This is a genomic window from Pontibacter kalidii (assembly GCF_026278245.1).
Lineage (GTDB): Bacteria > Bacteroidota > Bacteroidia > Cytophagales > Hymenobacteraceae > Pontibacter > Pontibacter kalidii.
The window spans coordinates 61,489-87,688 of sequence record NZ_CP111079.1 but is presented as its reverse complement, the minus strand read 5'-3'; the positions used below and the strand labels follow the sequence as shown (position 1 = coordinate 87,688).

29 protein-coding genes are annotated in these 26,200 nt (G+C 51.2%); 11 read left to right on the top strand and 18 right to left on the bottom strand.

All coding sequences use genetic code 11. The features are described 5' to 3' along the window. Positions 1-113 precede the first annotated feature (113 nt). The 3 genes from OH144_RS00385 to OH144_RS00375 all read left to right on the top strand — a co-directional run bounded on the left by OH144_RS00385 (position 114) and on the right by OH144_RS00375 (position 2,801). Positions 114-1,298: an IS4 family transposase gene (locus OH144_RS00385; RefSeq protein WP_266203304.1), complete on the top strand. Its 1,185-nt coding sequence runs from the start codon at positions 114-116 to the stop codon at positions 1,296-1,298. Positions 1,299-1,673: 375 nt separating this feature from the next. Continuing rightward, a complete protein-coding gene (locus OH144_RS00380; RefSeq protein WP_266204313.1) occupies positions 1,674-2,141 on the top strand; it encodes a Fur family transcriptional regulator in 468 nt (155 codons plus the stop codon). A 30-nt stretch (positions 2,142-2,171) separates the two neighbouring features. Further along, complete coding sequence (locus tag OH144_RS00375; RefSeq protein ID WP_266204312.1) at positions 2,172-2,801, top strand: peroxiredoxin; 630 nt, start codon at positions 2,172-2,174, stop codon at positions 2,799-2,801. A gap of 613 nt (positions 2,802-3,414) precedes the next feature. Here OH144_RS00375 and OH144_RS00370 read toward each other — a convergent pair. After that, the gene (locus OH144_RS00370) at positions 3,415-4,326 is read right to left on the bottom strand and encodes a ClpXP adapter SpxH family protein (RefSeq protein ID WP_266204311.1); all 912 of its coding nucleotides are present in this window, start codon (positions 4,324-4,326) and stop codon (positions 3,415-3,417) included. Between the two features lie 123 nt (positions 4,327-4,449). Here OH144_RS00370 and OH144_RS00365 point away from each other — a divergent pair, with 123 nt between their 5' ends. Next, positions 4,450-4,764, top strand: coding sequence for a winged helix-turn-helix transcriptional regulator (locus OH144_RS00365; RefSeq protein WP_266204310.1), 315 nt, complete (start codon positions 4,450-4,452; stop codon positions 4,762-4,764). A gap of 4 nt (positions 4,765-4,768) precedes the next feature. Here OH144_RS00365 and crcB read toward each other — a convergent pair whose 3' ends face one another. The 8 genes from crcB to OH144_RS00325 form a co-directional block, all read right to left on the bottom strand. Next, positions 4,769-5,140 (bottom strand): fluoride efflux transporter CrcB, encoded by a 372-nt coding sequence (gene crcB, locus OH144_RS00360; protein WP_266204309.1) that lies wholly within the window; start codon positions 5,138-5,140, stop codon positions 4,769-4,771. A gap of 36 nt (positions 5,141-5,176) precedes the next feature. Then, entirely contained in the window at positions 5,177-5,803 is a 627-nt protein-coding gene (locus OH144_RS00355; RefSeq protein ID WP_266204308.1) for a class I SAM-dependent methyltransferase, read from the bottom strand. Then, positions 5,800-6,282, bottom strand: coding sequence for a GNAT family N-acetyltransferase (locus OH144_RS00350; protein WP_266204307.1), 483 nt, complete (start codon positions 6,280-6,282; stop codon positions 5,800-5,802). The genes OH144_RS00355 and OH144_RS00350 overlap by 4 nt, the downstream gene beginning before the upstream one ends. A gap of 81 nt (positions 6,283-6,363) precedes the next feature. Beyond that, entirely contained in the window at positions 6,364-7,242 is an 879-nt protein-coding gene (locus OH144_RS00345; protein ID WP_266204306.1) for a dimethylarginine dimethylaminohydrolase family protein, read from the bottom strand. Positions 7,243-7,406: 164 nt separating this feature from the next. Continuing rightward, positions 7,407-7,862: a DinB family protein gene (locus tag OH144_RS00340; protein ID WP_266204305.1), complete on the bottom strand. Its 456-nt coding sequence runs from the start codon at positions 7,860-7,862 to the stop codon at positions 7,407-7,409. Positions 7,863-7,947: 85 nt separating this feature from the next. Continuing rightward, positions 7,948-8,511: a hypothetical protein gene (locus OH144_RS00335; protein WP_266204304.1), complete on the bottom strand. Its 564-nt coding sequence runs from the start codon at positions 8,509-8,511 to the stop codon at positions 7,948-7,950. 74 nt (positions 8,512-8,585) lie between these two features. Further along, the gene (locus tag OH144_RS00330) at positions 8,586-8,885 is read right to left on the bottom strand and encodes a HigA family addiction module antitoxin (protein ID WP_266204303.1); all 300 of its coding nucleotides are present in this window, start codon (positions 8,883-8,885) and stop codon (positions 8,586-8,588) included. Between the two features lie 10 nt (positions 8,886-8,895). Beyond that, positions 8,896-9,177, bottom strand: a complete 282-nt coding sequence (locus OH144_RS00325; RefSeq protein ID WP_266204302.1) for a type II toxin-antitoxin system RelE/ParE family toxin — start codon at positions 9,175-9,177, stop codon at positions 8,896-8,898. 290 nt (positions 9,178-9,467) lie between these two features. On the opposite strand from OH144_RS00325, the gene OH144_RS00320 reads away from it, so the two are divergent. From OH144_RS00320 to OH144_RS00310, 3 genes are all read left to right on the top strand, one after another. Next, positions 9,468-10,709, top strand: a complete 1,242-nt coding sequence (locus tag OH144_RS00320) for a 3-deoxy-D-manno-octulosonic acid transferase (RefSeq protein WP_266204301.1) — start codon at positions 9,468-9,470, stop codon at positions 10,707-10,709. 5 nt (positions 10,710-10,714) lie between these two features. Beyond that, on the top strand, positions 10,715-11,638 hold the full coding sequence (gene rsgA, locus OH144_RS00315; RefSeq protein ID WP_266204300.1) for a ribosome small subunit-dependent GTPase A: 924 nt from the start codon (positions 10,715-10,717) through the stop codon (positions 11,636-11,638). A gap of 704 nt (positions 11,639-12,342) precedes the next feature. Next, positions 12,343-13,044, top strand: coding sequence for an SDR family oxidoreductase (locus tag OH144_RS00310; protein ID WP_266204299.1), 702 nt, complete (start codon positions 12,343-12,345; stop codon positions 13,042-13,044). Positions 13,045-13,115: 71 nt separating this feature from the next. On the opposite strand, the gene OH144_RS00305 is transcribed toward OH144_RS00310, so the two are convergent. After that, the gene (locus OH144_RS00305; protein ID WP_266204298.1) at positions 13,116-13,787 is read right to left on the bottom strand and encodes a fasciclin domain-containing protein; all 672 of its coding nucleotides are present in this window, start codon (positions 13,785-13,787) and stop codon (positions 13,116-13,118) included. A 139-nt stretch (positions 13,788-13,926) separates the two neighbouring features. On the opposite strand from OH144_RS00305, the gene OH144_RS00300 reads away from it, so the two are divergent. Together OH144_RS00300 and OH144_RS00295 are read left to right on the top strand one after the other, a co-directional pair. Next, on the top strand, positions 13,927-14,385 hold the full coding sequence (locus tag OH144_RS00300; RefSeq protein WP_266204297.1) for a peptidylprolyl isomerase: 459 nt from the start codon (positions 13,927-13,929) through the stop codon (positions 14,383-14,385). Between the two features lie 327 nt (positions 14,386-14,712). Continuing rightward, positions 14,713-16,017: a dicarboxylate/amino acid:cation symporter gene (locus OH144_RS00295; protein WP_266204296.1), complete on the top strand. Its 1,305-nt coding sequence runs from the start codon at positions 14,713-14,715 to the stop codon at positions 16,015-16,017. Here the strand turns inward: OH144_RS00295 and OH144_RS00290 are convergent. Then, positions 15,995-16,726 carry a hypothetical protein gene (locus tag OH144_RS00290; RefSeq protein ID WP_266204295.1) on the bottom strand — a complete coding sequence of 244 codons (732 nt, stop codon included), beginning with the start codon at positions 16,724-16,726 and terminating at the stop codon, positions 15,995-15,997. The genes OH144_RS00295 and OH144_RS00290 overlap by 23 nt on opposite strands. Positions 16,727-16,910: 184 nt before the next feature. Here OH144_RS00290 and OH144_RS00285 point away from each other — a divergent pair, with 184 nt between their 5' ends. Both OH144_RS00285 and OH144_RS00280 read left to right on the top strand, forming a co-directional pair. After that, positions 16,911-17,924 (top strand): hypothetical protein, encoded by a 1,014-nt coding sequence (locus tag OH144_RS00285; protein ID WP_266204294.1) that lies wholly within the window; start codon positions 16,911-16,913, stop codon positions 17,922-17,924. A 19-nt stretch (positions 17,925-17,943) separates the two neighbouring features. Continuing rightward, positions 17,944-18,234: a hypothetical protein gene (locus tag OH144_RS00280; protein WP_266204293.1), complete on the top strand. Its 291-nt coding sequence runs from the start codon at positions 17,944-17,946 to the stop codon at positions 18,232-18,234. Between the two features lie 101 nt (positions 18,235-18,335). Here the strand turns inward: OH144_RS00280 and OH144_RS00275 are convergent, their stop codons facing one another. From OH144_RS00275 to OH144_RS00245, 7 genes are all read right to left on the bottom strand, one after another. Beyond that, positions 18,336-19,862, bottom strand: a complete 1,527-nt coding sequence (locus OH144_RS00275; RefSeq protein WP_266204292.1) for a sigma 54-interacting transcriptional regulator — start codon at positions 19,860-19,862, stop codon at positions 18,336-18,338. A 294-nt stretch (positions 19,863-20,156) separates the two neighbouring features. After that, the gene (locus OH144_RS00270) at positions 20,157-21,257 is read right to left on the bottom strand and encodes a vWA domain-containing protein (RefSeq protein ID WP_266204291.1); all 1,101 of its coding nucleotides are present in this window, start codon (positions 21,255-21,257) and stop codon (positions 20,157-20,159) included. A gap of 309 nt (positions 21,258-21,566) precedes the next feature. After that, positions 21,567-22,547, bottom strand: coding sequence for an acyl-ACP desaturase (locus OH144_RS00265; RefSeq protein ID WP_266204290.1), 981 nt, complete (start codon positions 22,545-22,547; stop codon positions 21,567-21,569). Positions 22,548-22,738: 191 nt separating this feature from the next. Next, a complete protein-coding gene (locus OH144_RS00260; RefSeq protein WP_266204289.1) occupies positions 22,739-23,680 on the bottom strand; it encodes a glycosyltransferase in 942 nt (313 codons plus the stop codon). Positions 23,681-23,793: 113 nt separating this feature from the next. Beyond that, positions 23,794-24,015, bottom strand: coding sequence for a hypothetical protein (locus OH144_RS00255; protein WP_266204288.1), 222 nt, complete (start codon positions 24,013-24,015; stop codon positions 23,794-23,796). A gap of 495 nt (positions 24,016-24,510) precedes the next feature. Beyond that, complete coding sequence (locus tag OH144_RS00250; protein ID WP_266204287.1) at positions 24,511-25,620, bottom strand: DegT/DnrJ/EryC1/StrS family aminotransferase; 1,110 nt, start codon at positions 25,618-25,620, stop codon at positions 24,511-24,513. A 140-nt stretch (positions 25,621-25,760) separates the two neighbouring features. After that, complete coding sequence (locus OH144_RS00245; protein ID WP_266204286.1) at positions 25,761-26,174, bottom strand: sugar 3,4-ketoisomerase; 414 nt, start codon at positions 26,172-26,174, stop codon at positions 25,761-25,763. Between the last annotated feature and the right edge of the window lie 26 nt (positions 26,175-26,200).

Genomic DNA, 26,200 nt, shown 5'->3' with positions numbered 1-26,200 from the left:
TTTACAGTTGTATACGGAATGCAAGGGCCTATCTGTCCGCTCTTTCGGGTTTGTAATTAGGAGTGTTCGGAAGAGTTATGGAATCGTAAAAGAAAGGATAATGCATAAAAGTTATGGCCGCTATTATATCCTCTACCAAAGTAAGTGTGGAATCCTTACTGCAGTATATTCCCGAGGAGAGCTTTTCTGCTCTTGCCCATCAGACGAGAGTTGATTACAAGGTGCATAAGTTGTATGGGCGCAGCATGTTTTACCTGCTGCTCTACGGTCTGATAAGTGATGAGAGAATAGGGCAGCGGAGCCTAGCAGATTATTTCAACACAGCCAAGTTCCGGGCGTTTGCCAAGCTCGATGCCTCTTCCCAGATCAGCCACAGCTCCCTCTCCGACAGGCTGGCCACCATGCCAGTGAGCTTTTTTGAGCAGGCCTATCAGCAGGTCTATCACCTCTTCTCGCGCCACTACGGGGAGCAGCAGGCAGCAGGCCACTCCATTACCCGGGTTGACTCGACCATGGTTTGCGAGCAGGCCAACAAATTGGAGGCCGGTATGCGTGTGGGGCGCAAGAAGGACGGCAAAAAACAGATCAAGTACACGCTGGCCCTGCAGGACCTGTTTCCCTCCTCCGTGGAGCTGTTTTCCAAACAATCCGAGTTGAGCGAGGACAAGACCATTGCCAGGCTTATCCTGGGCCAGGTAGCAGCCGAGGACAACGTGGTTGTCTTCGACAGGGGCGTGCAGCAGCGCAGGAGCTTTTGCCGGATAGATGCAAAGCAGCTTTGGTTTATCACCCGGCTCAAGAAGAATGCCCGCTGCCAAACCGGCACTTGTTTCTCGACGGCGGCTGGAGAGCGGGTAGGCAACGTGCGCATCCTCAGCGATGAGTTGTGTTGGCTCTACTCCCATGGCAAGCAGGTCGAGGTGCCTTTTCGCCTCATCAAAGCTGTGACCGACAAAGGCAAAGTGATTCCCTTGCTCACCAACCGCTTTGACGTATCGGCTAAGGCCATTGCCAGGCTCTACCGCAGGCGCTGGGACATAGAGGTCTTCTTCCGCTTTCTCAAGCAGGAGCTCAACCTCTCCCATCTGCTCACGGTCAGCCTCAACGGTATCAAAATCATCCTTTACATGACGCTGATACTGGCCATGATGCTGTTGGTCTACAGGAAAGTAAATGAGCTGGGATACAAAACCGCCAAAAGAAGATTTGCCATGGAGCTTGATGAACGTATCACGGCCTTGCTTATCGTCATAGCAGGAGGAAAACCAGAGATTGTCTTTGCCAATATGAAAACGTAAACAACTTCCGAACACTCCTAGTTTGTAATCCGGAAGTGTAGAACTATTTATTTTGTAATCCGCAGAGGAAATGTTTCGCTCATGTAAGCGGGCGGATTGCAAACCCAGAACAGAAGTTGGTATACTTCGGCCACATTTTCCCACCCTTGTTAGGGTTATCCCCAACAAGTTATACTTCGCCAGCTTTTAAAGTATACACCAACGTCTATGCCGTTTCTGCACTGCTGCCATACGTAGTCATGGGCTGCGCTATCGCTCAACTTGTTTTATGATCAAGAAGACTTTCTAATTTTTTAACTTCCTCAGCTTTTAACTCTTAACTATAAGCCTTACCTTTGCAGGAATATTTCCTAGTTAGGAATAATTCTTACTTATATGCAGCAAAACCTGACACGAGACGAATTACGACAGCGCCTGACGGAGGGTGGCCTGAAAGCCACACACCAGCGCATTGTTGTGTTCGAGTCGGTAATGGAGCTGCATGGGCACCACCCCACCGCCGAGGATGTGTTCCAGCGCCTGAAACCGGCAAACCCAAGTATATCGCTTGGCACGGTTTACAAAACGCTCGATACGTTTGTAGAAACAGGCCTGATCAAGCGTGCCCTCTCTGAGGAAGGCGGTAAGCGCTACGATGCCAACACACACGTGCACAACCACATCTTTTGCAGCAAAACAAAAGAAATCGTTGATTTTGAGGATGAGGAGCTGGAGGCTCTGCTAACAGAGTTCTTTAGTAAACGAAAGCTGGAGAACTTCGAGATAAAAGGGTTCTCGGTGCAGCTGACAGGCAATAAAGTGGAGCCCGACAAACAAATAAGCATTACACGAGTTTCTAAATAGATTTTTCAATAACCCAAAAACAAATAACACATGGCAGTTTTAGTAGGTAAAAAAGCACCTTCTTTTAAAGCAACAGCCGTAGAGAACGGCGAATTCGTTGAGAACTTTTCACTGGAGCAGTACATTGGCAAGAAGCACGTAGTTTTCTACTTCTACCCAATGGACTTCACGTTTGTGTGCCCAACTGAGATCATCGCCTTCCAGGACAGAATGGAAGAGTTTGAGCGCAAAGGTGTAGCTGTAGTAGGTTGCTCTACCGACACGCACTTCTCTCACTTCGCATGGCTGAACACTCCGCGTGAGCAGGGTGGTATCGAGGGTGTGAACTACCCACTTGTAGCAGATGCGTCTAAGACTATCGCGCAGAACTATGACGTATTGGCTGGTCACTACGACTACAATGAAGAAGGTGAAGTAACTTTTGTTGGCGAGCCGGTTGCTTACCGCGGCCTGTTCCTGATCGACAAAGAAGGTGTAGTTCGTCACCAGGTTGTTAATGACCTGCCGCTTGGCCGCTCTATCGACGAGGCCCTGCGTATGGTAGACGCCCTGCAGTATTTCGAAGAGAAAGGCGAAGTTTGCCCAGCCAACTGGTCTGAAGGCAAAGAGGCGATGCAGGCCACGAAAGAAGGCGTATCAAACTACCTTGCAAAGCACTAAGCATTATTAAGTAGCTTATTGATAGAAAAGCCCCGGCACTTGTCGGGGCTTTTTGTTTTATACTATAAGTTTCGAGTCACTAGTCCTGCTCAGGTGTAAACCCACTCTTCCCATGGAAGCAGGCTGTAAAGTCATCCTTTTTTGTCATCCTGAAAGGATCTTAGTGGCAGGTAGCATAAGCATAACTTCCCGGGGGAAGGGGCTCTCTATTTCTACCAAGTTTCTTAACAGAATGACAGGGTTACCTCCGCTCTTTCGGATTTGCAATCCGAAAGTAAGTTATTATCAGGATTTATAATCCGGTTTTATACTTTGTCAGCCATCAGACTGGGGCTAAAAGTAAAAAGAGTCGGATTGCAAATCCTCATAACAGGAACTTCGGGATTGCAAATCCCGAAGAGCAGAGAATAAACCCACCCCTACCCCTCCGAGGAGGGGAATCAGATGGCAGCTGCCGGGACTTCTCTTTTGCTGGCGCGGGTTTGTAACCCATGTCTTATTATCTCGTCGGATTTGTAATCCGACTGGGCTGGAGGCCCATGCCATAACCAGTCACGAGCGTGGACGCTCGCGCCATAGGGATACTTACAGTCTAAGCTTTATACTTGCCAGCTTACTGCTTTATCCACAGGGCACCGTTCTTGGAAGCATACTTCCCGATCTGGCCTTGTGTGTGCAAAGCCCGCAGGTAAGCTTCCGCCTCACCGGTTTTCATTCCGGAAATTACCGAAAACTCCTTAGATGTAAGCGTGCTATACTTGGCGAAAAGGGATGTAAAGGCAGTTTCGTACACCTGCTTCTTTACCTCCGGGTGCAGCTGCAGCAGCGCCTGCTCATACTGCTCGTAAGGGCGGGAGCCGTATACCAGCACACGCTTATCGTTCTCGTCTGTCACAAAGATAGTCGGGAAGCCCCGCACGCCCAGCTGGCGCGCCAGCGCCAGGTCCTGCTGGAACAACTCCACGGCCTTGCCCTCAAAATCTGCCTCAAACTGTGCTACATCCAGACCGGTTTGTTCGGCGGCGAGCGCCAGATTCTCCCAGCGGGCAATGTTTTTCTTCTCCAGGAAGATCATCTCCTTTATCCTTCGCAGGAACGCTGCGGCTTTCTCTTCGCCCTGCAATTGGGCCGCCTTAAAGGCGATGGAAGGCGGGTAAGAGGATGGCAATGGGTCTTCCAGCCACAGGTCGCCGTCTATGGGCATCTCATAATGGGCACCGGCCTCTTCCCAGTGCTGGGCCACGCTGGCTGGGCCGTTCACGTCGCGGCCACCGTAGGTTTCCCAGCTCGGCAGCAGTCCGCCCATGCGGTACTCGACCTCGAAGTATGGTCCGTACTCCAACGCCAGTTTCTTTAGCTGCGGGTCGATGCCCCAGCACGAAGAGCAGATCGGGTCGGTAAAGTATAGTAGCTTGATCGGCTTCTGTGCTGCGGCAATATTAGTAGCTTCTGTGGTTACCTGTGTTGCCGGTATTTCACACACACCAGTTTCCATATCGCAGTGCATCATTGGTTTTATCTCCATGGTCTTCTATTTTGCGTTAAACTTTGTAAAAGTTGGCCGGTTAGCTAGTAGCCAACCGGCCGTACTGAATTTCTTTTACAAAGGTCAGGCTATACTTCAGGAGAGTCAATTAGTCAAAAAAACATGACTACCAATAATATACACAGGGAGGAGGCGTGCTGCCCCGCCACAGAAATTTTAAAGCAGTTAGCAGGCAAATGGAAGCCCGAGATTTTCAGGCTGGCGCTGGATGGACCGGTGCGGTTTAATTCTTTGCTGCGTCAGCTGCCGGGCTCCAACAAGCAGTCGGTGGCCACGGCGCTCAAGGAGATGGAGGAGGCGGACATCCTCGTGAAGACCGTGGTACAGGAGAAGCCCCTGCACATAGAGTATACTTTGTCGGAAAGAGGACGGGCGATGGTGACGGTGTTTAGAAGTATGGAAGGGTTGCTAGGCTGATCTGTTACACCAGCTTTACCAGCCACATACCGGCAAAGGTAGCCAGCAGGCCCAGCACCACGCTGGCCAGGATGTAAAGTATAGCCTGCCCGTACTGCTCTGCCTGCAACAGGCTAACCGACTCCAGCGAGAAAGCAGAAAACGTAGTGAAGCCCCCAAGTATACCTGTAGCCAAAAAAGGGCGCCACTCCCCAGGCATATCCCCCTTGGCGATCAGCTCAAAGACCAGCCCCATTAAAAAGCAGCCGATAAGGTTGACTCCCAACGTGCCAAACGGAAAAGCAACAGTAGCACGAGATTGAATAAACAAGGTGAGCAGGTAACGCAGCACACCGCCTATAAAGCTGCCCGCCCCTACAACTAAAAGTATCTTCATGTATGATTGATCCTGAAAGTATAAAAGTAAAGCTTTCTATACTTTCTGCAAGAATATCGTCAGGATGCGGGGAATAGTCGTGCGGTCGTTGTCGTCGAAGTACTCGTTCAGGTCTACCAGCCGGAGGCCATTCTGCCGGGCGGCTTGCACAAAATCCGACACATGATGGGTGTAGCACTCCACTTCCTGCCTTCCCTCCTCGGTATCGAAGCGGGCCTTGGTACCGCTGTACTGCTTAAAAGGGTGCAGCTCGCCGATATACACGTGCCCGCCGTGGTTCAGCGCAAGGGCCGCCTGCTTAAAAATATACTCCAGGTCCGCGATGTGCTCCAGCACCAGGCTAAAGCTGACCAGGTCGTATGGTTGCGTGGCAAAACTCCAGCTTTGGGTAATATCGGCAAGTATAAACTCTGCCTTGTTGGAGCTTACCTTCTTCCTGGCCCGCTCCAGCATCTCCTCCGACAGGTCCACGGCCGTTACGTGCATGACCCGGCGCACCAACCACTCCGTATTTTTACCCGTGCCGCAACCGATCTCCAGGCATCGCTCGAAAGTTATACTTTTCAGCGTAGCGCGCAAGGCCACGGCCTCCAGGTCGCGGGTGCGGTTCTTGTTGGTGTCGTACTGCGGAGCCCAACGGTTATAGGCGCGTTCTATACTCATAGATCTTTCAACATCCAGATGGTGCAGGCATAGTGGCCGGAGTTGCCCAGTGCGTGCGGCAAAGGCTCGAATCCTGCTTTTTCATACATTGATACGGCTTTCGCAAGCTCTGGGAACGACTCCAAGTATAGCTGTTTATAGCCCAGTGCCCTGGCTGCTGCTATACTTTGCTGCATCAGTTTGTTGCCAATGCCCTTGCCTCGGGCCTCGGCAGTGAGGTAAAACTTAACCAACTCTGCACAGCCCTCCGGCAAGCCTTCTGTCGGATAAACGCCGCAACCGCCTACTAGCACACCATTTTCTTCCGCAACAAAATAGGTGCTGCCAGGGTGCTGGAACAGCTGGTACAAAGCATCGGTAGTAGGATCGGTGTATACCGTGCCGGGTTTGTCGATCTTAAACTCGCGGAAAACAGCGCGGATCAGCGTTGCCAGTGGCTCGTTGTCGGATGCTTGAATAGGGCGAATATGGAGCGGCATGAGGTTCTTATACTTTGAAACCTTAAGCTAATCAAAATTGCTTTTGTTTAGGCTTCCACTGGCCCCAATTTTATGCTCTTGCTAGCCTCTTCTTAAAGGCAGACTGCAACACCTGAATGAGCCACCCGTGGCCGGGGCCGCATCAAACGTTATCTCCGTTACCTCTATACCCGCCTTCCGGATCTCCTCGTTAATAGGCTTGCACAGTGGGTGGTCGCGGCTGATGATCCGGTCCTGCGACAGGGAAAGGATATTGGTGGCCAGCTCCCGCTGCTGCTCCTTGTTCACCCGGATCAGGTCGTAGTTATCGAGGATCTCACGTGGAACATGCTTGAAGCCTTCCTCATAGATAAGCGCTGCCTTGCCTCCTACGGGGTTAAACATGCAATCCAGGTGCAGCACGTTCTCGCCTTCTGCCAAGGTTCGCGCCTCAATCGGCACCACATTGAATGCATCGCCAAACTGCTCCTCCAGAAAAGCCACGCCTTCCGGGTTGGTGCGCTGCGACACAGCCACAAAGATGTTCCCTTTGTCTACCAATATGTCGCCTCCCTCTATAAAGCAGGTGGGTGAGTCCGGTATGATGATGTTGGCTTCGTGGCCGGGAATATCGTGCAGGTAGCGGAAAATACCGGCGCTCTCGTAGCGGCGGCTTTTCTTCACCATGTTGCAGAGCAGGAACTTCTCCCCGATCACCATGCCTAGGTCGCGCGGCGTGAGCTGGTCGTACACAAACTTGCCCACATAATCCGGCACCAGCACCTCCACACCGGCCTCCGTCAGCACTTGCCGGAAGGTATCGAATTCCTCCTTCAGCTGCTCTTTTTGTGGCAGCCCGTTCTTCTGATCCTCGTTCACCAGCTCCACATAGGCCGGCGCCTCACTGTAGTTCTCGTACCTCCCGATAATAACCTTCTGCAGCGTATCGGTCTCGCTGTACTGCTTTATGCTCTTACTCAATTCTATACTAGCTAAGGGTGCTTTCTGCGGTGCAAAAATAAGGCCTTAAATTGGATTTGTTATAATTTGGATTTGCGGGAGGTTTGGCAGAACAGTGTCGACAGAAGGCAGCTGGCGGCTGCACGGGACGGAGGTGAAGGGGGCTGGCATTTTCCTTCAGGGCCTTAAACAAATTTCCTGATGCTCATCATAACCCCCAAGTGGAGCGCTTCGTGGTAATTGTTAAATTGTATAGCGTCTGTTAAAGAGGCTACCTGAAAGCCCGTGCCTGTCATACGCGCATTATACGTCACAAATTTACCGGCATAGTAGTCTGCTTTCGTTTGCGCTATCAACGAGATCAAAAGCTCCTTTAACTCCGCCACCTCTTCCTCCGAAGTAGTGCCGGTAGGCTTTGTGCCTGGCTTGTATAACGCGAACAGCTCGTCGGGTACGTACCCGGGCAGGCCGGACGACTTATAAACCAGGCCTTGCTGTGCTACAATAATGTGCCCGATGTTCCAGATCAGGTTATTACTAAACCCCTCCGGCACCTTGTTGAGCTGCTCTAAAGTATATTTCTCCAGAAAACCCGAGTATAAGTTTCTGCTGGTTTCCCAAATCTTGAAGGCTGATTCCATTTGGTTGATTTGTGATGGAGGTGTGGAACGTGGTGGTCTATAAGGTGGCGTAGCTATCTCATAGATGTGGTTAGGTGCTGTTATTTTAGTTAAGTAAATTTATATTATCTCCTGTTAGATTTTTTATAATATAATCTAGTGTGTCTTTTTCTATCACTTTATTAAGTGCCAAATCAATTAGTTTACCTTTCGCCACTTCAGTCCAGTTTTTCTTTTTGAGTGATTTGCTCAGATCCTTTAATTCAATCAATTCATCAAAAAGAATTTCATTCCCAACATTTGCTTTTTTTAATTCTTTAATGATGACATCAATCTTATTTTTGATTTCTTGTATATCAGAAGGCGTATTGTTTGTTTCTCCATCTAAAGCCTGTAGATTTTTTAATTCATTTTCTATAACATAAAGCGCTATTGCTAACCCTTTCTCAATCAAACAATTTCTGTCATCACACGTTTTGATGTGTTGAGATTTATCTTCCTTGACAGCAGATTCTAAGTATTGTAGAAACACTATTTTCTCTTGAGTCAGATAAAACTCTTGTATAGAAGTCTCTACATCCGACTTACAGGATGAAATGGTGATATCGTAATGGTTTGTCCACCAATAAACACACAGGTCTTCAGCTCTTTCTTTTATTACTTTCTTCATTTGTTTTAATGGAGCCTAACGGTGTTCGTGCAGCCGGTGGGTGAGGCAGAGCCAAGCATAAAGGCTGAACCGGGTTAGGCTGCGTTCTTCTCAAAGCGCTTTATCGTTTCTAGCTCTTTTTGCTTAATGGTCATTTCTTCTTCCAAATCAAAATCGTCTTGGAGGCCGAGCCAGAATTTTGGGGAATTGCCAAAGTAGTAACTTAATCTTAAGGCTGTATCTGCTGTAATGCGCCTGTTTCCTTTCAAAATTTCAGACACTCTCGTCTGAGGTATACCAATGTCCTTTGAAAGCCTGTAGGCCGTGATGTTTAAAGGAACAAGAAACTCTTCTTTCAGTATTTCTCCTGGATGAATATTAGGTAATCGTTCCATTCTTTTCTTCTTAGTGGTAATCTATAATTTTTACTTCTGATGCTTGGCCGTTGTTCCACTGAAAAGTAATTCTCCATTGGCTGTTTATCCGGATACTGTAGAACTCTTTCAGGTTTCCTGCTAACTTCTCTAATCTGTTGGAGGGAGGAATCCGAAGGTCAGCAATATCTTGAGAGTTATGAAGCATCCTTAATTTACGTCTGCCAATTGTCTGGATTTCCATAGGCAGCTTCGCTACCCTTTCTCCATTCCAGATTTTTTCAGTTTCTTTTGACCCGAAGGATACAATCATACTTACTTATTGCGTTACTAACGTCAAAGGTAAGTATTGAGTTTAATACTTAAAAGGATTGAGTTTAATTTTTAGAAATGTAGCCTAACTACCGGCTAAACGTAACAACCTACGCTTATCCTACCTAATATAGCTGTTAACTATAACTCACCAAGTACACAAAGCCTCCCGATCCACAAACTGCACCTCCTTTGCCAACTATCCCTCCGCAAAGCGCTATATTTGCACCAGAACCAGACACTCGCAGGAGCTGCGCACGCTGCGAGGTCTTTGTAAACTAAGTATAAAACTTGAAGTTACTCTACGACATCGGCCTGAAGGCTTACAGTACAGCCATTGCCCTGGCGGCCCCCTTTAACGAGAAAGCGAAGCTGATGCGGCAGGGGCGCGAGGGGCAGTTCGAGAAGCTGCAGCAAGCGCTGCAGCAGAACCAGGCGCCGCTGGTGTGGTTCCACTGCGCCTCGCTAGGAGAGTTTGAGCAGGGGCGTCCGGTGATTGAGGCGTTTCGGGAGGCGTTCCCAACGTATAAAGTGCTGCTGACCTTCTTCTCCCCTTCCGGCTACGAGGTGCGCAAAAATTACGCGGGTGCCGATTACATCTTTTACCTCCCGTTGGATAGCGCCTCCAATGCCAAACACTTTCTGGACATCACCCAGCCCGGGCTGGCCGTGTTCGTGAAGTATGAGTTCTGGCATTATTACCTGCAGGAGCTGCAGCGCAGAAGTATACCAGTGCTTTCCATCTCTGCTATTTTCCGGCAGGAGCAGGTTTTCTTTAAAGGCTACGGCGATTTTTACCGCAATATCCTGCGCCGCTTCACGCACCTCTACACCCAAAACCGAACCTCGCTGGAGCTGCTACACCGTATAAACATCCGCAACGCCAGTATAGCCGGCGACACGCGCTTTGACCGGGTACTGCAAACGGCCACAAGCGTAAAAACCATACCTTTGGTAGAGGCTTTCGCGGCCGGGCAAGAGGTATTTATGGTAGGCAGCAGCTGGCCTGCCGATTTGGAAGTGCTGCTACCGCTAATTCAAAAGTATAAAGCAAGTATAAAATTCATCATCGCGCCGCACGAGGTGAACGAGGCGAGTATACATACCGTGATGCAGACCTTCGGCGAAGGAACCGTGCGCTTCTCCCAGACCTCTGAGGCAGATGCAGCCAAGTATAAGGTGCTGGTGATCGATAACATTGGCATGCTCTCCTCGCTCTACAGCTATGGCACCTACGCCTACATTGGCGGGGCCTTCGGCAAGGGGCTGCACAACACCCTGGAGGCGGCTGTGTTCGGGTTGCCGCTGTTCTTCGGGCCGAAGTATGACAAGTTTCAGGAGGCGAAAGAACTGGTAGCGCTGGGCTGTGCTTTTCCGGTGCAAAACGCAGAGGAGCTGCTAGAGGCTTTCGAGCGGGTGCATACAACTCCGGGGCTGCGCCAAAGTATAACTGACAAAGAAAAAGAATACGTACAAGAGCAGGCGGGCGCTACGGCAGCCATCATGGCCGATGTAAAGCAACTGCTGAAATAAACTGCATGAAAGGAGTAGTAGTAAAATCGACGGGATCATGGTATCTGGTGCGCGACGAAGAAGGTAAATTGCACCGGGCACGCCTACGCGGCAAGTTCAAGATAAAGGGCCTGAAGGTGAGCAACCCGCTGGCCGTAGGCGACCGCGTAGAATTTGACGTAGAGACAACGGGCGAGGATACGGCTGTGATCCATAAGATTACGGAGCGTGAAAACTACATCATCCGCCAGAGCACGCACAAAACAGCCTACTCCCATATCATTGCTGCCAACCTCGATTTGGCCATGCTCATCGTGACGCTGGTATCGCCGCGCACTTCCTTTGGTTTTATCGATCGCTTTCTGGTGACGGCCGAGGCCTACGATATTCCGGCCATGCTTATCTTCAACAAAACCGACCTGTACGACGAGGACATTATGGAGTACCAGCGCCAGATCAGCCACATGTATGAGAAGATCGGCTACCCGAGCCTGGCAGTGTCTGCCCATAACAACGAGGGCATAGACGAGGTGAAAGCGCTGCTGCACGGCAAAACCACACTCCTTTCCGGCCACTCCGGTGTGGGCAAGTCCTCGCTCATCAACCTTATCGTGCCCGACCTGGAACTGAAAACCTCCGAGATATCCGGCTTCTCCGACAAAGGCGTGCACACCACCACCTTTGCCGAGATGTTCGAGATCGACCCCGAAACGTTTGTTATCGATACGCCCGGCATCAAGGAACTAGGCATTGTAGATATTCCGGCGGCGGAGTTGAGCCACTTCTTTCCGGAGATGCGCGAGCGCCTGAACCAGTGCCGCTTCAACAACTGCACTCACTTTAACGAGCCTGGCTGCGCCGTGATTGAGGCCGTGCGCCACAATGATATCTCCCTCACCCGCTACGAAAGTTACCTGAGTATGCTCCATGGCGGCGATAACCGGAAGTAGTTGGAGAGCTAGAAGGTTAAAATTTAGAAAGTCACACTTATAGGGGCGCAATTCGTTACGCTTTTTCTTTTGCCACCGGATTGGTTAATCTATGGCGCAAGCGTCCGCTTGTACTTGCCTTTAGTCCTAGCTTCCTGCAGTTGGAACCAAGCTATCCTTACTAGCCCCCGCTAGCGCGAGCTTGTAGCTCGTGCTTTCTCTATTGCCACTGCTTCCCGTAGCTTGAACCAAGCAACTTTAATCTAGCCGCTGCTGATCCTCAGTCTTACAAGCCTACAGTTGCATAGTATACTTTCTGCTCTCCAGCCCGAGAGGGCTCGTCTTCGGGTATCGCGCTGTCTACATTTCCTTTGCTGTCGCAATTTCGCTAAAGCGAAACCGGAAATCTAGAAGGCGCTCAACCCAAGGACTGGGTTCTAGTTCGATAGCCACTGCTGACGGAGCTTCAGCCAAGTTCCCCTTGAAAGGGGCAGAGAGATGATAATCGTCTGCTAATTCCCCTCCTGGGAGGGGTTGGGGTGGGTTTACCTAAATAGCCAAAACTACAGCGCTTATACCTAGACTGTAGTAACTACAGAACTCCCCTCCTTAAACAAGGAGGGGCAGGGGTGGTTGGATAACCTCCTGCCCTATCCAGCTTCCAACCAATCCCTATCCGCTCCGTTACACAGGCTATACTTCTCCTCATTAATCCTCGCAAGACTATGAAACTCGAAAACGCGAATATCCTGATCACCGGCGGCACCATGGGTATCGGCTACGCCACAGCCAAACTACTCATCGGGAACGGAGCCAACGTAGCCATTACGGGCCGCGACGAAAAACGCACCCACAAAGCCGCCCGCGACCTCGGGGCCATGCCCATCACTGCCGATGTGGCCAACCCGGAGGACGTGAAGCGCACTTTTCATCTATTTATGGAGGAATACGGCCGGTTGGATGTGCTGATCAACAATGCCGGTATTGGCTTTTCTAAAGCCATAGATCAGCTGACGCTGGACGATTTCGAGCACATATACCGGGTAAACGTGTTCGGAGCGGCCATGATGGCGGCAAAAGCAGCAAAGATCTTTAAAAAGCAGAATTATGGCAACATCATCAACATCGGCTCCACGGCAGCGCTCAAAGGGTATGAGGGCGGTTCAATTTACGCATCATCGAAGGCAGCGCTTAGAAGTATGACACAGAGTTGGCAGGCTGAACTGCGCCGGTATAATGTGCGCGTGATGCTGGTAAACCCCAGCGAGGTAACCACCGCCTTCGGCCAGCCAGACCGCCAGGAGCGCGACGACCAGCCCAACAAACTGCGCAGCGAGGAAATTGCCTGGGCCATCAAGAGCGCCCTGCAGATGGACAACCGTGGCTTTGTGCCGGAGCTAACCGTGTGGGCAACCAACCCTTTCTAACCATCGCGCCAGCATATAAAAAGGGCAGGCTCCGTGAAAGCGCCTGCCCTCTCTGTCTTGTTGGCGGAGGCTTACTTCTCCGTTGCCAGCACGTCCTCCACAATATGGATCACGCCGTTGCTGCTCACCACGTCTGCCTGCACTACCCTGGCTCCGTTCACCATCACCTCGTTGCCCTTTTGGGTAACGGAGAGCTGCTTGCCGGAGGCAGTTTTGAGCGTGGTACCGTCTGTCAGATCGGCGGCAGTCAGTTTGCCGGCCACCACGTGATTGTTCAGCAGGTTGGCCAGGCGCTGCTTGTTCTCGGGCTGCATCAGGTCTTCCAAAGTGCCGTTTGGCAAGTCCTCAAAAGCGCCGTTCCTCGGAGCAAACACTGTATAAGGTCCCGTTCCGTTCAGCGTTCTCACCAGCCCGGCCTGCCGTAACGCCCCCATCAGCACGCTCAGGTCATTGTTAGCGGAAATATTCTCCACTATCTTTTGAGACGGCAGCATCTCGTTGCCACCGATTCTGGGGCCAGTCATTTCTGCATCTACATCATCCTCGTCTAATTCGCCTTCGCCGGCTTGTTTGCCAGGTGTATTTGGGTTGGTCATTCCTTCAACATCCTCTGCCCCAGGGTTAGGCACTGTTTCGTCCTGCATCTCATTGGCAGCGTTCTCATCGTTTGTGCCGCCGCAGCTCCCTAACAGCATGCTGCAGCACAGGGCCAGCGTGTACCCTGCTCTCGTTATTGTTTTCATAGTGTGTTGTTTATACTTGCGCGTGAATTATACTTGTTAAGGGTGCCCGGCGCGTAAAGCCTGGCTTATTGCTCTCTTAAACTATAATTTTCGTACTTTTGTTATCTGTACCAATTGTTAAAACCAAACAGAACCATACATGAAAACCGCAGAAATCCATACTGGCAAGGGTATAATGAAAGTTGAGTTTTATGAGAAAGACGCTCCTAAAACGGTAGATAACTTTGTAAAGCTGGCAAAAGACGGCTTCTACGACGGCCTTACGTTCCACCGCGTTATTCCTGACTTCGTAATACAGGGGGGCTGCCCAAACTCGCGCGAGGGCGCTAAGGGCGTGCCAGGCACCGGTGGCCCGGGCTACAAGATCGACTGCGAGCTGACAGGCGAGAACCAGTACCACGACCGTGGCGTGCTGAGCATGGCCCATGCCGGCCGCAACACCGGTGGCTCCCAGTTCTTCATCTGCCACAGCCGCAAAAACACCGCCCACCTCGACCGTAACCACACCTGCTTCGGCAAAGTGGTAGAAGGCGTGGACGTGATCGACCAGATCCGCGCGAACGATCGCATCGAGAAAATCGTGGTGAACGAGGAATAAACCTCCCGCAGCGCCGCTGCTAAAGTATGAAGCCGCCCCCTACAAAGTATGGGGCGGCTTTTTTCGTTATGCTGCACCAGAGCAAGGCGGTAAAACAAGGCCGGCATCCCTAAAAACAGCGTGCCGCAGCCTGATTTTTTAAAGCGAGCCCGTGCATCCTGCATAAATATGCTTATTTTTACCTAACATCTGTATGGCATCTTCAATAGAGAAACGATACTTTACCTGCCCTGCAGTGAGGATGCCACACCAGCAGAACATCATAATTACTTTACACAAATAACAGAGACGCAGGTGCATACCCTTCATCTGCCTGCAAACCCACGTATGAAGAAACTCGCTCTACACTGGCAAATCCTCATCGGTATGGCACTTGGTATAGCCTGGGGCATGTCGTCCAGCACCCTTGGCCTCAACAGCTTTACCACAGATTGGATCAGCCCTTTTGGCACCATCTTTATTAACTTGCTTAAACTCATCGCTGTGCCGCTGGTGCTCGTCTCGCTTGTCACCGGAGTTACCAGCCTCAGCGACATCAGCCGCCTCTCCCGCATCGGCACCAAGACCATCGGCATCTATCTGGCCACCACGGTGCTGGCCGTAACCATGGGGCTTATACTTGTCAACATGTTTGAGCCAGGTAAGGCCTTCTCGCCGGAGAAGCGCGAGGAGTTTAAGGAGCAGTTCGCCGCCACCACCACCGCAAGGTCCTCGGATGCCGCCGCTGTGGAGCAGCAGGGGCCGCTGCAGCCACTCGTAGACATTGTGCCCAGCAACATCTTCCGCTCCATGACCGATAACGGCAGCATGCTGCAGGTTATCTTCTTTGCCCTGCTCTTTGGTATTGCACTGATCCTCATTCCTCCTGACAAGGCACAGCCCGTGAATGACTTCTTTGAAGGGGCGAACATGGCCATCCTCAAGATCGTGGATATCATCATGATGACCGCACCCTATGGCGTTTTTGCGCTGCTGGCCGGCCTGGTGGTAGACTTTGCCGGAAACGACCCGGGGGCGGCCCTGGAGCTGCTGCTCGTGCTGGGCTATTACTGCATTGTGGTAGCCATAGGCCTGGCAGTGATGATCTTTATAGTATACCCTGCCCTGGTCGTGACGGTAGGCAAAACAAAGTATATGCATTTCCTGAAAGGAATCTTCCCGGCCCAGATGCTGGCTTTCTCTACCTCCTCCAGCGCTGCCACGCTCCCTGTTACCATGGAGTGCGCCGAGAAGAACCTGGGTATCAATAAAGAGATCTCCAGCTTTGTGCTGCCACTCGGCGCTACGGTTAACATGGACGGAACAAGCCTTTACCAATCTGTGGCGGCTGTGTTTATAGCCCAGGCCTACGGCATAGACCTGAGCCTGACGGCGCAACTGGGCATTGTGATGACCGCCACGCTGGCCTCTATTGGTGCCGCTGCCGTACCAGGCGCTGGCATTGTGATGCTGGTGATCGTGCTGCAGCAGGCAGGTATACCGATAGAGGGTATCGCCCTGATACTTGCACCGGACAGGCTGCTGGACATGCTGCGCACCACCGTGAATGTAACCGGCGACGCCACCGTATCGATGATGGTGGCCCGCACCGAGGGGCAGCTGCACCCGCCTACAGAGATAACAGTAAAATAGTATACAGACCTGCCCCGAGCGCAAAAGCCCAGTAACGGCTTTTGCGTTCTTCGGGCAACTCCTCCTTCAGTACGTTCAGGATCACTCCACCTCCAATAAAGGCTGTCAGTATTACTACAATTGTTTCAGAGACTTCCTTTACGTAGCCTACCGTCCAGCCCGCAACCAAGGCCAGCACCAGTACCCAACGTCCATACTTTTTGTAGTTGTTCCGATGGTGCTCCAGCAGGCCAAAATCGTTCACCAGAAAGTGTAGCCCCATGGCAATGGTAAACAGCAACGCTGTTTCGGTGGGATCCTCCTCCCGTTGATACAAGATGTAGCCAATAATAGCATTGTACAAGGCAAAAGAGCCAATGTGTAGCCAAAATACCCCCTGAGAGGACTTTTGCTCCTGCTGCTCTTTCGCCTGCTTTCGCTTCTCCGACACAACCGACCGCTCTAACCCATAGAATACCATCAGGCCCAAGAGCGCCACCAGGTAAATATGGTGCTCCAGAAACTCTTCCACCCAAGGTACATGCTCCTGAAGGTGCTCCTGCCCCCTGTGCAGTTCAGGAAACAGGTGCATGAATACATAAGCCACTGAAACGCCCCCCGCTCCGGATAGCCAGACACTGCGGGGCACACCTGCCAGAAAACGCAGCCGGCTGCCAAAGAAATGAATCAAAGCCAACACCAGTATTGGCCAAACTGATACGTGTCCCATACCACCAAGCTACTTCGTTTAGCAGGGTTAGGTTTTGTGCCAGCTTTATACTTTAGCCGGCTGAGAGTATTTATATTTTACTATATTGTACTTTGTATAATCTACTTAGGACTCGTTTGCTCAAAGCAAGTTAAAGCGTGCTTTGCTCAGTTACTACTCTGAAGTGTTGGTAGAAGTAAAAGCTATGAAGAAGGAGGTTATCGCCGTGCTGGAGGCAAGTTCAAGAAACTGTATATCCCAAAATATATTTAACTGCTCAAGTTCCAACCTCCAAAATATGAACAAACAAAATCCTTTTTCTCTCTATGACTTCTTAGGTTATTTAATCCCGGGAGCACTTGCAATCTATGCTGTTTTAACTATCAACTACATTGACAAATCGGCGGAGTTTAATCTTGATCTGTTTATTGATAAATTTTCTAAAGTTAACCTAGAGAACGTTTTTGTTTTTGTAATCACGGCCTACTCACTAGGCCATCTATTAAGTTACATTTCTTCCATCACAATAGAAGCTTATGCAAATTGGATGTATACCTACCCTTCAAAGTATTTACTTAGAAAAGAACAGGATAATCAGGATGAAGGAAGGAGGCATAGTTATTGGAAGAAACCTTTTCTCAAAAATTGGAAATACAATTTTTGGCGTTCAATCTTATTAATCTTGCTGCTACCATGCGTTGTTCTTGATTTTATATTAGGACAATCTCTTGGTTTCAAAACTTTATATCGAAAGGCAATTGATCCTTTCCTAAGAGATGCCATACTCTATAAAGTGATCGCTCTGACAGACAAGCTTGGCTTAACAGATCGGGCTGGCAACAATGCCATCGATATTGAGAAGCACGACTTTCATAGAATAGTCTCCCATTACACTTTTGAGAATGCAAAACAGCATCAGTTTAGAATGGTGAACTATGTAGCATTATATGGCTTCCTCAGAAACTCATGCTTGATATTCAATGTACTTTCTTGGCTTTTTGCTGTTCAGCTAGCCAGGGATTTTAGTCATCACCAGGTGCTTAGTCGTGCTAAGACAATACTTCTTTTAGCTCTAGTATGCTCCACATATATAGCATTTATGGCCTTTATGAAGTTCTATAGAAGATACACTCTGGAGGGATTAATGCTTCTTGTTGTAGATGAAAGTATAATCCCAAAAGTTAACTTTAGGGTAAAAGAAAATGTAGCAACGTTTTAGAGTAGCAGTACAAGTAGTTATGACCCTCACCACCTTCAAAGCCAGCCTCTCTGCTCCCACTCCGCCACCGGAAGCCTCGGTATACCTGCAGGCGCTGTGGCACGAAGCCAAAGGCGATTGGGACAAGGCCCATGAACTGATACAGGACCTGCCGGATAAAAACGCCGCCTGGATACACGCTTACCTGCACCGCCAGGAGGGCGACACGTGGAACGCTGACTACTGGTACAGCCGCGCAGGAAGAAAGAGGCCGCAGCAAACGCTGGAGCAAGAGTGGGAAAGCATTGCCACTGCCCTGCTATCAAACTAACCTTCCTTCCCTCTGAGCCATAAATAAAAAAGCGAAGGCACAAACACCTTGCACCTTCGCTTTGAGTAAATAAACTCTCTAACTCCTAAACTCTCAAACTCCTAAAACTGATCATCGTCCTCATCCTCCTCTTCCCCAAAGCTGGGCATCGTGAACATGCCACTGAGCAGGTCCTTGAACTGCAGCCCGGTGCTGAGGCGGCTTTTGCTGAGTTGGCTGTGCTCAGCCAGGCCATGCAGGGCGAACTCCATCATAAACAGCTTCTCCTCGCCTTTGGCTTTGGGCTGCTGCTTTTCCACCAGCTCGGCCAGGCCGGGTATACTTTGCAGCGCTTTTTTATACTCCTCGGCAGAGGCATCATTCAAAATATCCACCGTGTTGCCGTCGCCAAACCAGTCGGTTACTTTCTTGTACGGATTGCCCTCTTTGGCTTTCTTGGCTTTGTCGGGGTCGGGAAAGTATTTGAGGAACTGCGTGCGGATAGCCTTGCCCATCAGCACCTGCGCCACATGGCCGGCTCCCTCCTGCTCGCCCTCGTACACCAGCTCCACTTTACCCGTTACCGATGGTATGGTATTCAGGAAATCTGCCACGCGCACGTAGGTTCCGCTCTCGCCATTCAGCAGCGCACGACGCTCGGCGGCACTCAGCAGGTTCTCAAAAGCTGAGATCGTCAGTCGGGCCGACACACCACTTTTAGGATCTACGTACTCGCTTTCGCGGGCCTCAAAGGCCACCTGCTCTATCAGGTCTCCGATCAGATCGTTGGTCTGCACCAGTTCGTCCTGCCCGTCTTTCACACGCGCTTCCTGCTGCGTGATCTTCTTACCTGTTTCGATGGTCTTCGGGTAGTGCGTGATGATCTGGGAGTCGATCCTGTCTTTGAGCGGTGTTACAATGGAGCCGCGGTTGGTATAGTCCTCCGGGTTGGCCGTGAACACAAACTGGATATCAAGCGGCATGCGCACCTTAAACCCACGTATCTGAATATCCCCTTCCTGCAGAATGTTAAAAAGGGCAACTTGTATGCGCGCCTGCAAATCCGGCAGCTCGTTAATCACAAAAATGCCGCGGTGCGAACGCGGGATCAAGCCGAAGTGAATCACGCGCTCGTCAGAATACGGAAGCTTCAAGGTTGCCGCTTTTATCGGGTCGGCATCTCCTATCAGGTCGGCTACCGAAACGTCAGGGGTGGCCAGTTTCTCGGTATAGCGGTCTGACCGGTGCAGCCAGTTGATGGGTGTATCGTCGCCGTGCTCGTGCACCAGGTCTTTGGCATAGCGCGAGAGCGGGTGCAGCGGGTCGTCATTCAGCTCGGAGCCTTGCACTACCGGAATGTACTCGTCCAGCAGGTCGATCATCTGCCGCGCAATACGGGTTTTGGCCTGCCCGCGCAAACCCAGCAGGTTAATGTGGTGCATCGATAGTATGGCCCGCTGCATGTCCGGAATCACGGTTTCCTCGTACCCCCAGATGCCCGGGAAAACCTCCTCCTTGTTTTGCAGCCTTCTGATCAGGTTGCGGCGCAGTTCCTGCCTTACCGACTGTGGCTCGTAGCCGGCTGCCTTCAGCTGGCCCAGTGTTTTTATCTGTTGTAGTTTATCGGCTGGTATGTCGTTGTAGTTCATTTGTGCAGTTATCAGTTAGCAATTATCAGTAACCAGTTTATTGGTTGTGATGGTTTATTCTATTATTCTAACAGCTTTCCCCTTGAGGGGACTACAGGGGTGTAATCATACTTCTTTTTTATCATCCTGGAAGAATCTTGGTAGCTAGTAGTTTGAGCTTAACCTCCCTTTAACCAAACTTCTTAACAGAATGACAAAGATCCTTTTTCTCCATCTCATTAAATGAAATACCCTTATTGGGCGGTGCTCGCAAACGGCGAACTCTCGCTCTTGTTTGTCCTCAAGGGATAATTTCTAAAAGCTCTTTTTGCGGTTGCGGCCATAGTCGCGGAACACCAGGTGGCCAAGGCCTTTCAGGCTGCTGTAATAGGCCTGCCCGTTATTTACCTTCGTGAACTCGTCTACGAATTGCTGCAGGTAAGGGTCTGAGGCGATCATAAACGTGGTGATCGGGATCTTGAGGCGGCGGCACTGGGCGGCCAGGTTCAGCGTTTTGTTCACCACTTTCCGGTCCAGCCCGAAGCTGTTTTTATAGTAGCGCAACCCCTCCTTAAGGCAGGTGGGCTTTCCGTCGGTGATCATGAAGATCTGCTTGTTCGGCGTTTTGCGCTTGCGGAGAATATCCATGGCCAGCTCCAGTCCTGCTACGGTATTGGTATGATAGGGCCCCACCTCCAAGTATGGCAGGTCCTTTACCTCTATCTGCCAGGCATCGTTGCCAAACACCAGTATGTCCAGGGTATCTTTCGGGTACTTTTGCTTGATGAGCTCGGCCAGCGCCATGGCTACTTTTTTGGCAGGCGTGATGCGGTCTTCACCATACAGGATCATGGAGTGCGAGATGTCGATCATCAGCACCGTGGAGGCCTGCGTTTTATGCTCTGTTTCGGTTACCTCCAGGTCCTGCTCGGTCAGGCGCAGGTCGCCGATGCCGTGGTTTACCTGGGCGTTGCGCAGCGAGTCGGTCATGGAGATCTGCTCCAGCGCGTCGCCGAAGCGGTACTCGCGGCGGTCGGTGCTGGCTTCGTCGCCGATGCCGGTGTGCGGCGTGGCGTGGCTGCCTTTGGTGCCTTTCTTCAGTTTGCCGAAGATCTCTTCCAGCGCACTCCTTCTTATACTTTGCTCACTCTTGGCGGTAAGCTGGAAAGCGCCCCGCTCCTGCGGGTTTTCATCGAGGTAACCTTTCTTTTTCAGATCCTCTATAAAGTCGCCGATGCCGTACTCGTCGCCGGTCAGGTTATACTGCTTGTCCAGCGAACTGAGCCAGTTGAGCGCCTCCCCCACATCGCCCGAGGTAATGGTCACGAGCTGCATAAAGATCTTCAGCAGCGACTCGAAGCCCGGCTTATCATCCTGCGGAGGTACATAATCTGTGAATCGATATCCTAAAGCCATACATTATCTGGTTTATACTTCAACAACGCAGCGCCCTCTAATGTTCTTGCATAGTGTTTTATACGGTGGTAGAGGATTTATACTTGTAAAAGAAAAGATGGCCCTGTACACGGTATCCTTCACCCTATAATACATGGCGCAAGCGTCCGCTTGTGCCTCCGTACATGCAGCTATGAGGCACAAGCGGACGCTTGCGGCAGATTCTTTAACTCCCCTTCCTGTTTTTAGTAAGGGGCCGGGGGATGGTAACATAAAGAAGGGCAGGCTGCTGCTGCAACCTGCCCTTCTTTATACTTTATTTCCTGCTGCTTACGCTATCCAGCGGAACTTGTATTCTAACTCTGGCACTTTCATGCGTTCTGCCACGCGCTTCAGGCGGGCTGGCAGGGCCATTACATAGTCACGGGCACGCTCGCCGGCCTCGTCCAAGCCAGTAAGCGTTTCGATCTTCCATTCCTTGATCAGGCCGTCCAGGATATCGGTGTAGTCTGCCGAGGTATAAACGCCCATGCGTTGCGCGGCATCTGTAAAGTGGCCGAAGGTTTTACCCAGGTCTACTCCCAGTTCGCGCATATAATGAGCCGGCATCACGATCTTCTTGCGCATCATGTCTTCGAAGGCCAGCATCATCTCGTTCGGGTCGGCCTCAAAAATCTTGCTTACGAACGCTTTGTAGGCCTTGGCGTGGCGGGCCTCATCGGCTGCTACGTGGCCACACAGTTTAGCCAACTGGTTATCGCCCTGCTTCTTGGCAATCTGGGCCACGCGGCGGTGCGAGATATTGGTAGCTGTCTCCTGGAAAGAAGTATAAACAAACGAGCGGTATGGGTCATCATCTGTCTGCAGGTCAAATCCGTCAGCGATCAGGTACTGCGTAGAGGCCTCCATCTCACGCATGTTGATTCGCCCGCTCAGGTACAAGTAACGGTTCAGGGCGTCGCCATGGCGGTTTTCCTCGGCCGTCCAGGCGCGGTTCCACTTCATCCATGGGCCTTGCGGGTCTTTCGGCAGGCCTTCTATCGTCATCAGCCAGCTCTCATAGGTAGGCAGTGCCTCTTCTGTAATGGTGTCGCCCACCAGCACGGCCAGCAGGTCGTAGCTCAAGTCGCGGGCACGCTCGCGCAATTCCTTTACTTCATCAAAGAAGTTATCAACGGTGGCGTCCGGTAAAAGGTCGGCTGGTTGCCAGCTATCTTCTACGGTTTTAAGAAACTCGGAGATCTTTTCTCCCACGAAGTCTTCCATCCATTTTATAACTTCTGCACGGGAGGCGAGTGCTGATGTAATCATGTTGCTGTTGTTTAATTGAATGCCAAATATAGCTATTAAAATATTGATAGTGACCCGTAACCCTGACAAATTAGCTGCAGAAACACCTAATTTTGGTGATTAAGGGGCTCACTATACCGAAAAATCCATTAAAAGCCGGTTTAACTCTAGCTTACGGATAATTGAAGAGAAGGTAAACAAATCAGTGCTATTTACTGCCGATACCGTAGCCTGTTGTAGTACTTGCGGAGGAAACCGAGGTCGATTTTGCACCTGTTTAAATGCCCGATAAGCCGGTACAAAAATGGGGTGCGTGTGGTTTGTTTCAGTAGCTGCAGCAACTGCTCCGCCTCGGTAAAATTCCCGGTCAGGTAAGCATGCCGCGCCTCATACTTCAGCCGCCCGGCCAGTGCGTTGCGTTCGTGCTCCGTCTGTACCAGCTCTGCGGCTCTCTTGCATACTACAACAGTGGAAGCCAGCAATTGGTTGCCTTTCCCATACCATCCACTAGAAAGGGAGCTATGGTGCAGGCGTCGTTGGGTGGTTATTTCGGGCAGGTAGGCATACTTATACTTCCGGGCGGAGCGCACCCAGAAGTCGAAGTCTTCATAGGCTAACCCTTCGTCGTAACCGTGTAATTCCTCAAACACCTCACGGCGGATGAGCATGGTAGGCGGACAGATAAAGTATCTTTCCAGCACCTCAGCAAACACATCACCATCCGGGGCAGCTTTATACTTCTGGCTGTGGTAGTACAAGTGCTTAGAATCATCAGAGATATACTCCGCATCACTGTATACCACCCCATACTCCGGGCCCAGGCTCTGAAACTGCGCTACCTGCTGCGCCACCCGCTCGGGCAGCAGCACATCGTCGGTGGCAAAGTCGAGTATGAATTCGCCTGCACTGGCGCGCCAGCCAATGTTAAAGGCCTTGGTGTTGCCCTGGTTCTGACCCGTGCTGATGAACTTTAGCTGCGGGTGCGCCCGCACGTACTCGCGGATAATGCGGACGCTGTTGTCGGTGCTGCAGTCGTCTACGATGAGGATCTCCAGGTTCGGGTAAGTCTGCGCTAAAACAGAATCCAAGGCTTCGCGCAGGAAGCGCTCATGGTTATAGCACAGGCAGATGATGGAGACGAGCGGTTGGGGCATGGGCGAAGATAGGGATTATACTTCATACACTTCTGGCGCAAGTATGTATACTTGTGTCCTACTATGGTGTTGGATTTGTAACTCAACTGGCTTGGAAAGCTATCTTACTTTAGCTATACTTTATACTTTTCTGGCGCAAGCGTCCGCTTGTTCCTTTTCTTAGCCCCTGCTTCCTGCTGTTTGGCACAAGCTATACTTGCTAGCTGCCGTTCATCCTCCAGAATACATTTGCTGGCGCGGGTTTGCAACCCGTGCCTTGTTATACTCTCGGATGTGTAATCCGAGTGGCTCGCAGAGCCATACTTATACTTGCCAGTTTGTACTTTATAATTCACTAGCTGCCTCTATTAGCTGCTGCTTCCTTCCACATGAACCAAGCTATCCTTGCTAGCTACTGCTGATCCACAGCTTTACACCCTACTCGTTTCATTTTCGACTGTGGTGCTCTCCAGCCCGAGCGGGCTCGTCCTTTGGCATCGCGCGGCCTATTGAAGCTGCTCCTCACTCCGCTCCGGGCTGCTGAGCAAGCTCAGCACCGCATCAATAGAAGGCGCTCAACCCAAGGACTGGGTATCATTTCGATAGCTGCTGCTAACGGAGCTTGAACCAAGTCCCCCTTTGAAGGGGGCAGGGGGATGTAATCGCCTGCGGATAATTCCCCTCCTCGGAGGGGCTAGGGGTGGGTTTATACTTGTAGGGACAGGCCGCTACCTGTCCACGCGAGAACATTGGCTATAGCATTTATACTTCAACTATAGCAACCACCCCTGCCCCTCCTTGGCTAAGGAGGGGCAGGGGTGGTTGGATTCGGTGCAGTCAAGCAATAATCACTACCGCCCGAAAAACGCCTTTACCTTCTCCACCACCCGCTGCTGCTCAGCCTCGGTTAGGCCGGGAAAAAGCGGCAGACTGAGGCTGGTGCTAGCCAATTTCTCTGCTATCGGGAAATCACCTGCTCTGTGACTCAAGAAAGTATAAGCCGGTTGCAGGTGCATTGGTATGGGGTAATGAATGGCTGTGCCTATGCCCTGCTCCTGCAGGTAGGCCTGCAGCTCGTTTCTATACCTGGTGCGGATGTTGAAGATGTGGTAAACATGCCCGCAGTGGGGTGCTGTTTGCGGAAGTATAAGGTCACCGGTGTTTTGCAACTCCTGCAGGTATACGTGTGCCAGGCGCTTCCGCTCGGTATTCAGTGCCTCCAGGTGCTGCAGCTTTACCCGCAACACCGCCGCCTGCAGCTCATCCAGCCGCGAGTTTATACCTACCTGCTCCGAAGTATACTTTTGGCTCTCACCATAATTCCTATACTTTCTGGCAAAGGCTTCCACAGCATTATCAGAAGTCACCACGGCACCGGCATCGCCTAAGGCGCCCAGGTTTTTGGTAGGGTAAAAGCTGAACGCTGCGGCATCGCCTATACTTCCTGCCAGCTGGTTTTTATACGTTGCACCATGTGCCTGTGCGGCATCCTCCAGCAGCTTTATATTTTGGGATTGTGACAACCCCTGCAACTCTTCCATCGGGCAGACCTGCCCGTAGAGGTGCACGGCCAATATGGCCTTCGTTTTGGGGGTGATGTAGCGGGCGGCAGTTTCAGCGGTGAGGTTATAGGTATACTTATCCGGCTCGGCCAGCACCGGCTTTGCCCCCACCTGCAGCACTGCGTTTACCGTGGCGATAAAGGTATGCACCGGCAGTACCACCTCATCTCCGGCTCCCACTCCTAACGCTCTCAAGGCAATGACCAAGGCGTCGTAGCCATTGCCCACGCCTACCGCTGCGCCAGCTCCCAAGTAGGTAGCAAACTCCCGCTCAAAGGCCTGTACCTGCGGCCCCAGCACGTACTGCCTTCCGGTCACAGCCTCCTGTAATGCCTGCTGTACCTGCGCCTCCAGGCCCGCCGGAAAATCTCTGAACTGGAAGTATGGCAATGGCTGCATGGGAGAGTTTATAAGTTAGAGAGTTTAGGAGTTACAGCTTTGTAGGGACTGGTCACCACCTGTCCAACTTGTGCATTTTTTTAATCCTGTGCATCCTCTCATCCTGCAAATCCTGATTCAGACAATTAACAAGTATACTTCTACAACGCCGCATGCTCTGCCAGCTGCAGAAAGCGGCCGTAGTTGCGAATATAGTCGGCCTCGCTAAAGTCGGTGGAGGTGAGGCAGAGGGCAGTGGCACCTTCCGAGAAGCGCAGCTCGGTCCAGCACATGGCCGGTATGTAGAGCCCCTGCTGCGGGTGCGTGAGCTCGAACTTCTGCTTTTCGCGACCGGTGTCGGTCAGCACGCTTATACTTCCGCTCAGGGCAACCAGTACCTCCTCGGTAGCCATGTTGGCATGGTGCCCCCGCTCCACCCCCGGCGGCGTTGCCTGTGTCCAGAACACCCGCTTTATATCAAACGGAATATTCCCGGCAAACTGCGTGCTGGTGATGTAGCCCGTTTCGGGGCTGCCCACATGGTGCAAGGGTATGAGGTATGGTGATGCCGGCAAAAGAATAAGATTTTGTACAGTTGCAA

Bases quoted from the DNA above. Each gene is read 5' to 3' on its own strand.
- OH144_RS00385 (WP_266203304.1), top strand. From the start codon at position 114: ATGGCCGCTATTATATCCTCTACCAAAGTAAGTGTGGAATCCTTACTG.
- OH144_RS00380 (WP_266204313.1), top strand. From the start codon at position 1,674: ATGCAGCAAAACCTGACACGAGACGAATTACGACAGCGCCTGACGGAG.
- OH144_RS00375 (WP_266204312.1), top strand. From the start codon at position 2,172: ATGGCAGTTTTAGTAGGTAAAAAAGCACCTTCTTTTAAAGCAACAGCC.
- OH144_RS00370 (WP_266204311.1), bottom strand. From the start codon at position 4,326: ATGGAGATAAAACCAATGATGCACTGCGATATGGAAACTGGTGTGTGT.
- OH144_RS00365 (WP_266204310.1), top strand. From the start codon at position 4,450: ATGACTACCAATAATATACACAGGGAGGAGGCGTGCTGCCCCGCCACA.
- crcB (WP_266204309.1), bottom strand. From the start codon at position 5,140: ATGAAGATACTTTTAGTTGTAGGGGCGGGCAGCTTTATAGGCGGTGTG.
- OH144_RS00355 (WP_266204308.1), bottom strand. From the start codon at position 5,803: ATGAGTATAGAACGCGCCTATAACCGTTGGGCTCCGCAGTACGACACC.
- OH144_RS00350 (WP_266204307.1), bottom strand. From the start codon at position 6,282: ATGCCGCTCCATATTCGCCCTATTCAAGCATCCGACAACGAGCCACTG.
- OH144_RS00340 (WP_266204305.1), bottom strand. From the start codon at position 7,862: ATGGAATCAGCCTTCAAGATTTGGGAAACCAGCAGAAACTTATACTCG.
- OH144_RS00335 (WP_266204304.1), bottom strand. From the start codon at position 8,511: ATGAAGAAAGTAATAAAAGAAAGAGCTGAAGACCTGTGTGTTTATTGG.
- OH144_RS00330 (WP_266204303.1), bottom strand. From the start codon at position 8,885: ATGGAACGATTACCTAATATTCATCCAGGAGAAATACTGAAAGAAGAG.
- OH144_RS00325 (WP_266204302.1), bottom strand. From the start codon at position 9,177: ATGATTGTATCCTTCGGGTCAAAAGAAACTGAAAAAATCTGGAATGGA.
- rsgA (WP_266204300.1), top strand. From the start codon at position 10,715: ATGAAAGGAGTAGTAGTAAAATCGACGGGATCATGGTATCTGGTGCGC.
- OH144_RS00310 (WP_266204299.1), top strand. From the start codon at position 12,343: ATGAAACTCGAAAACGCGAATATCCTGATCACCGGCGGCACCATGGGT.
- OH144_RS00305 (WP_266204298.1), bottom strand. From the start codon at position 13,787: ATGAAAACAATAACGAGAGCAGGGTACACGCTGGCCCTGTGCTGCAGC.
- OH144_RS00300 (WP_266204297.1), top strand. From the start codon at position 13,927: ATGAAAACCGCAGAAATCCATACTGGCAAGGGTATAATGAAAGTTGAG.
- OH144_RS00295 (WP_266204296.1), top strand. From the start codon at position 14,713: ATGAAGAAACTCGCTCTACACTGGCAAATCCTCATCGGTATGGCACTT.
- OH144_RS00290 (WP_266204295.1), bottom strand. From the start codon at position 16,726: ATGGGACACGTATCAGTTTGGCCAATACTGGTGTTGGCTTTGATTCAT.
- OH144_RS00285 (WP_266204294.1), top strand. From the start codon at position 16,911: ATGAAGAAGGAGGTTATCGCCGTGCTGGAGGCAAGTTCAAGAAACTGT.
- OH144_RS00280 (WP_266204293.1), top strand. From the start codon at position 17,944: ATGACCCTCACCACCTTCAAAGCCAGCCTCTCTGCTCCCACTCCGCCA.
- OH144_RS00275 (WP_266204292.1), bottom strand. From the start codon at position 19,862: ATGAACTACAACGACATACCAGCCGATAAACTACAACAGATAAAAACA.
- OH144_RS00270 (WP_266204291.1), bottom strand. From the start codon at position 21,257: ATGGCTTTAGGATATCGATTCACAGATTATGTACCTCCGCAGGATGAT.
- OH144_RS00265 (WP_266204290.1), bottom strand. From the start codon at position 22,547: ATGATTACATCAGCACTCGCCTCCCGTGCAGAAGTTATAAAATGGATG.
- OH144_RS00260 (WP_266204289.1), bottom strand. From the start codon at position 23,680: ATGCCCCAACCGCTCGTCTCCATCATCTGCCTGTGCTATAACCATGAG.
- OH144_RS00250 (WP_266204287.1), bottom strand. From the start codon at position 25,620: ATGCAGCCATTGCCATACTTCCAGTTCAGAGATTTTCCGGCGGGCCTG.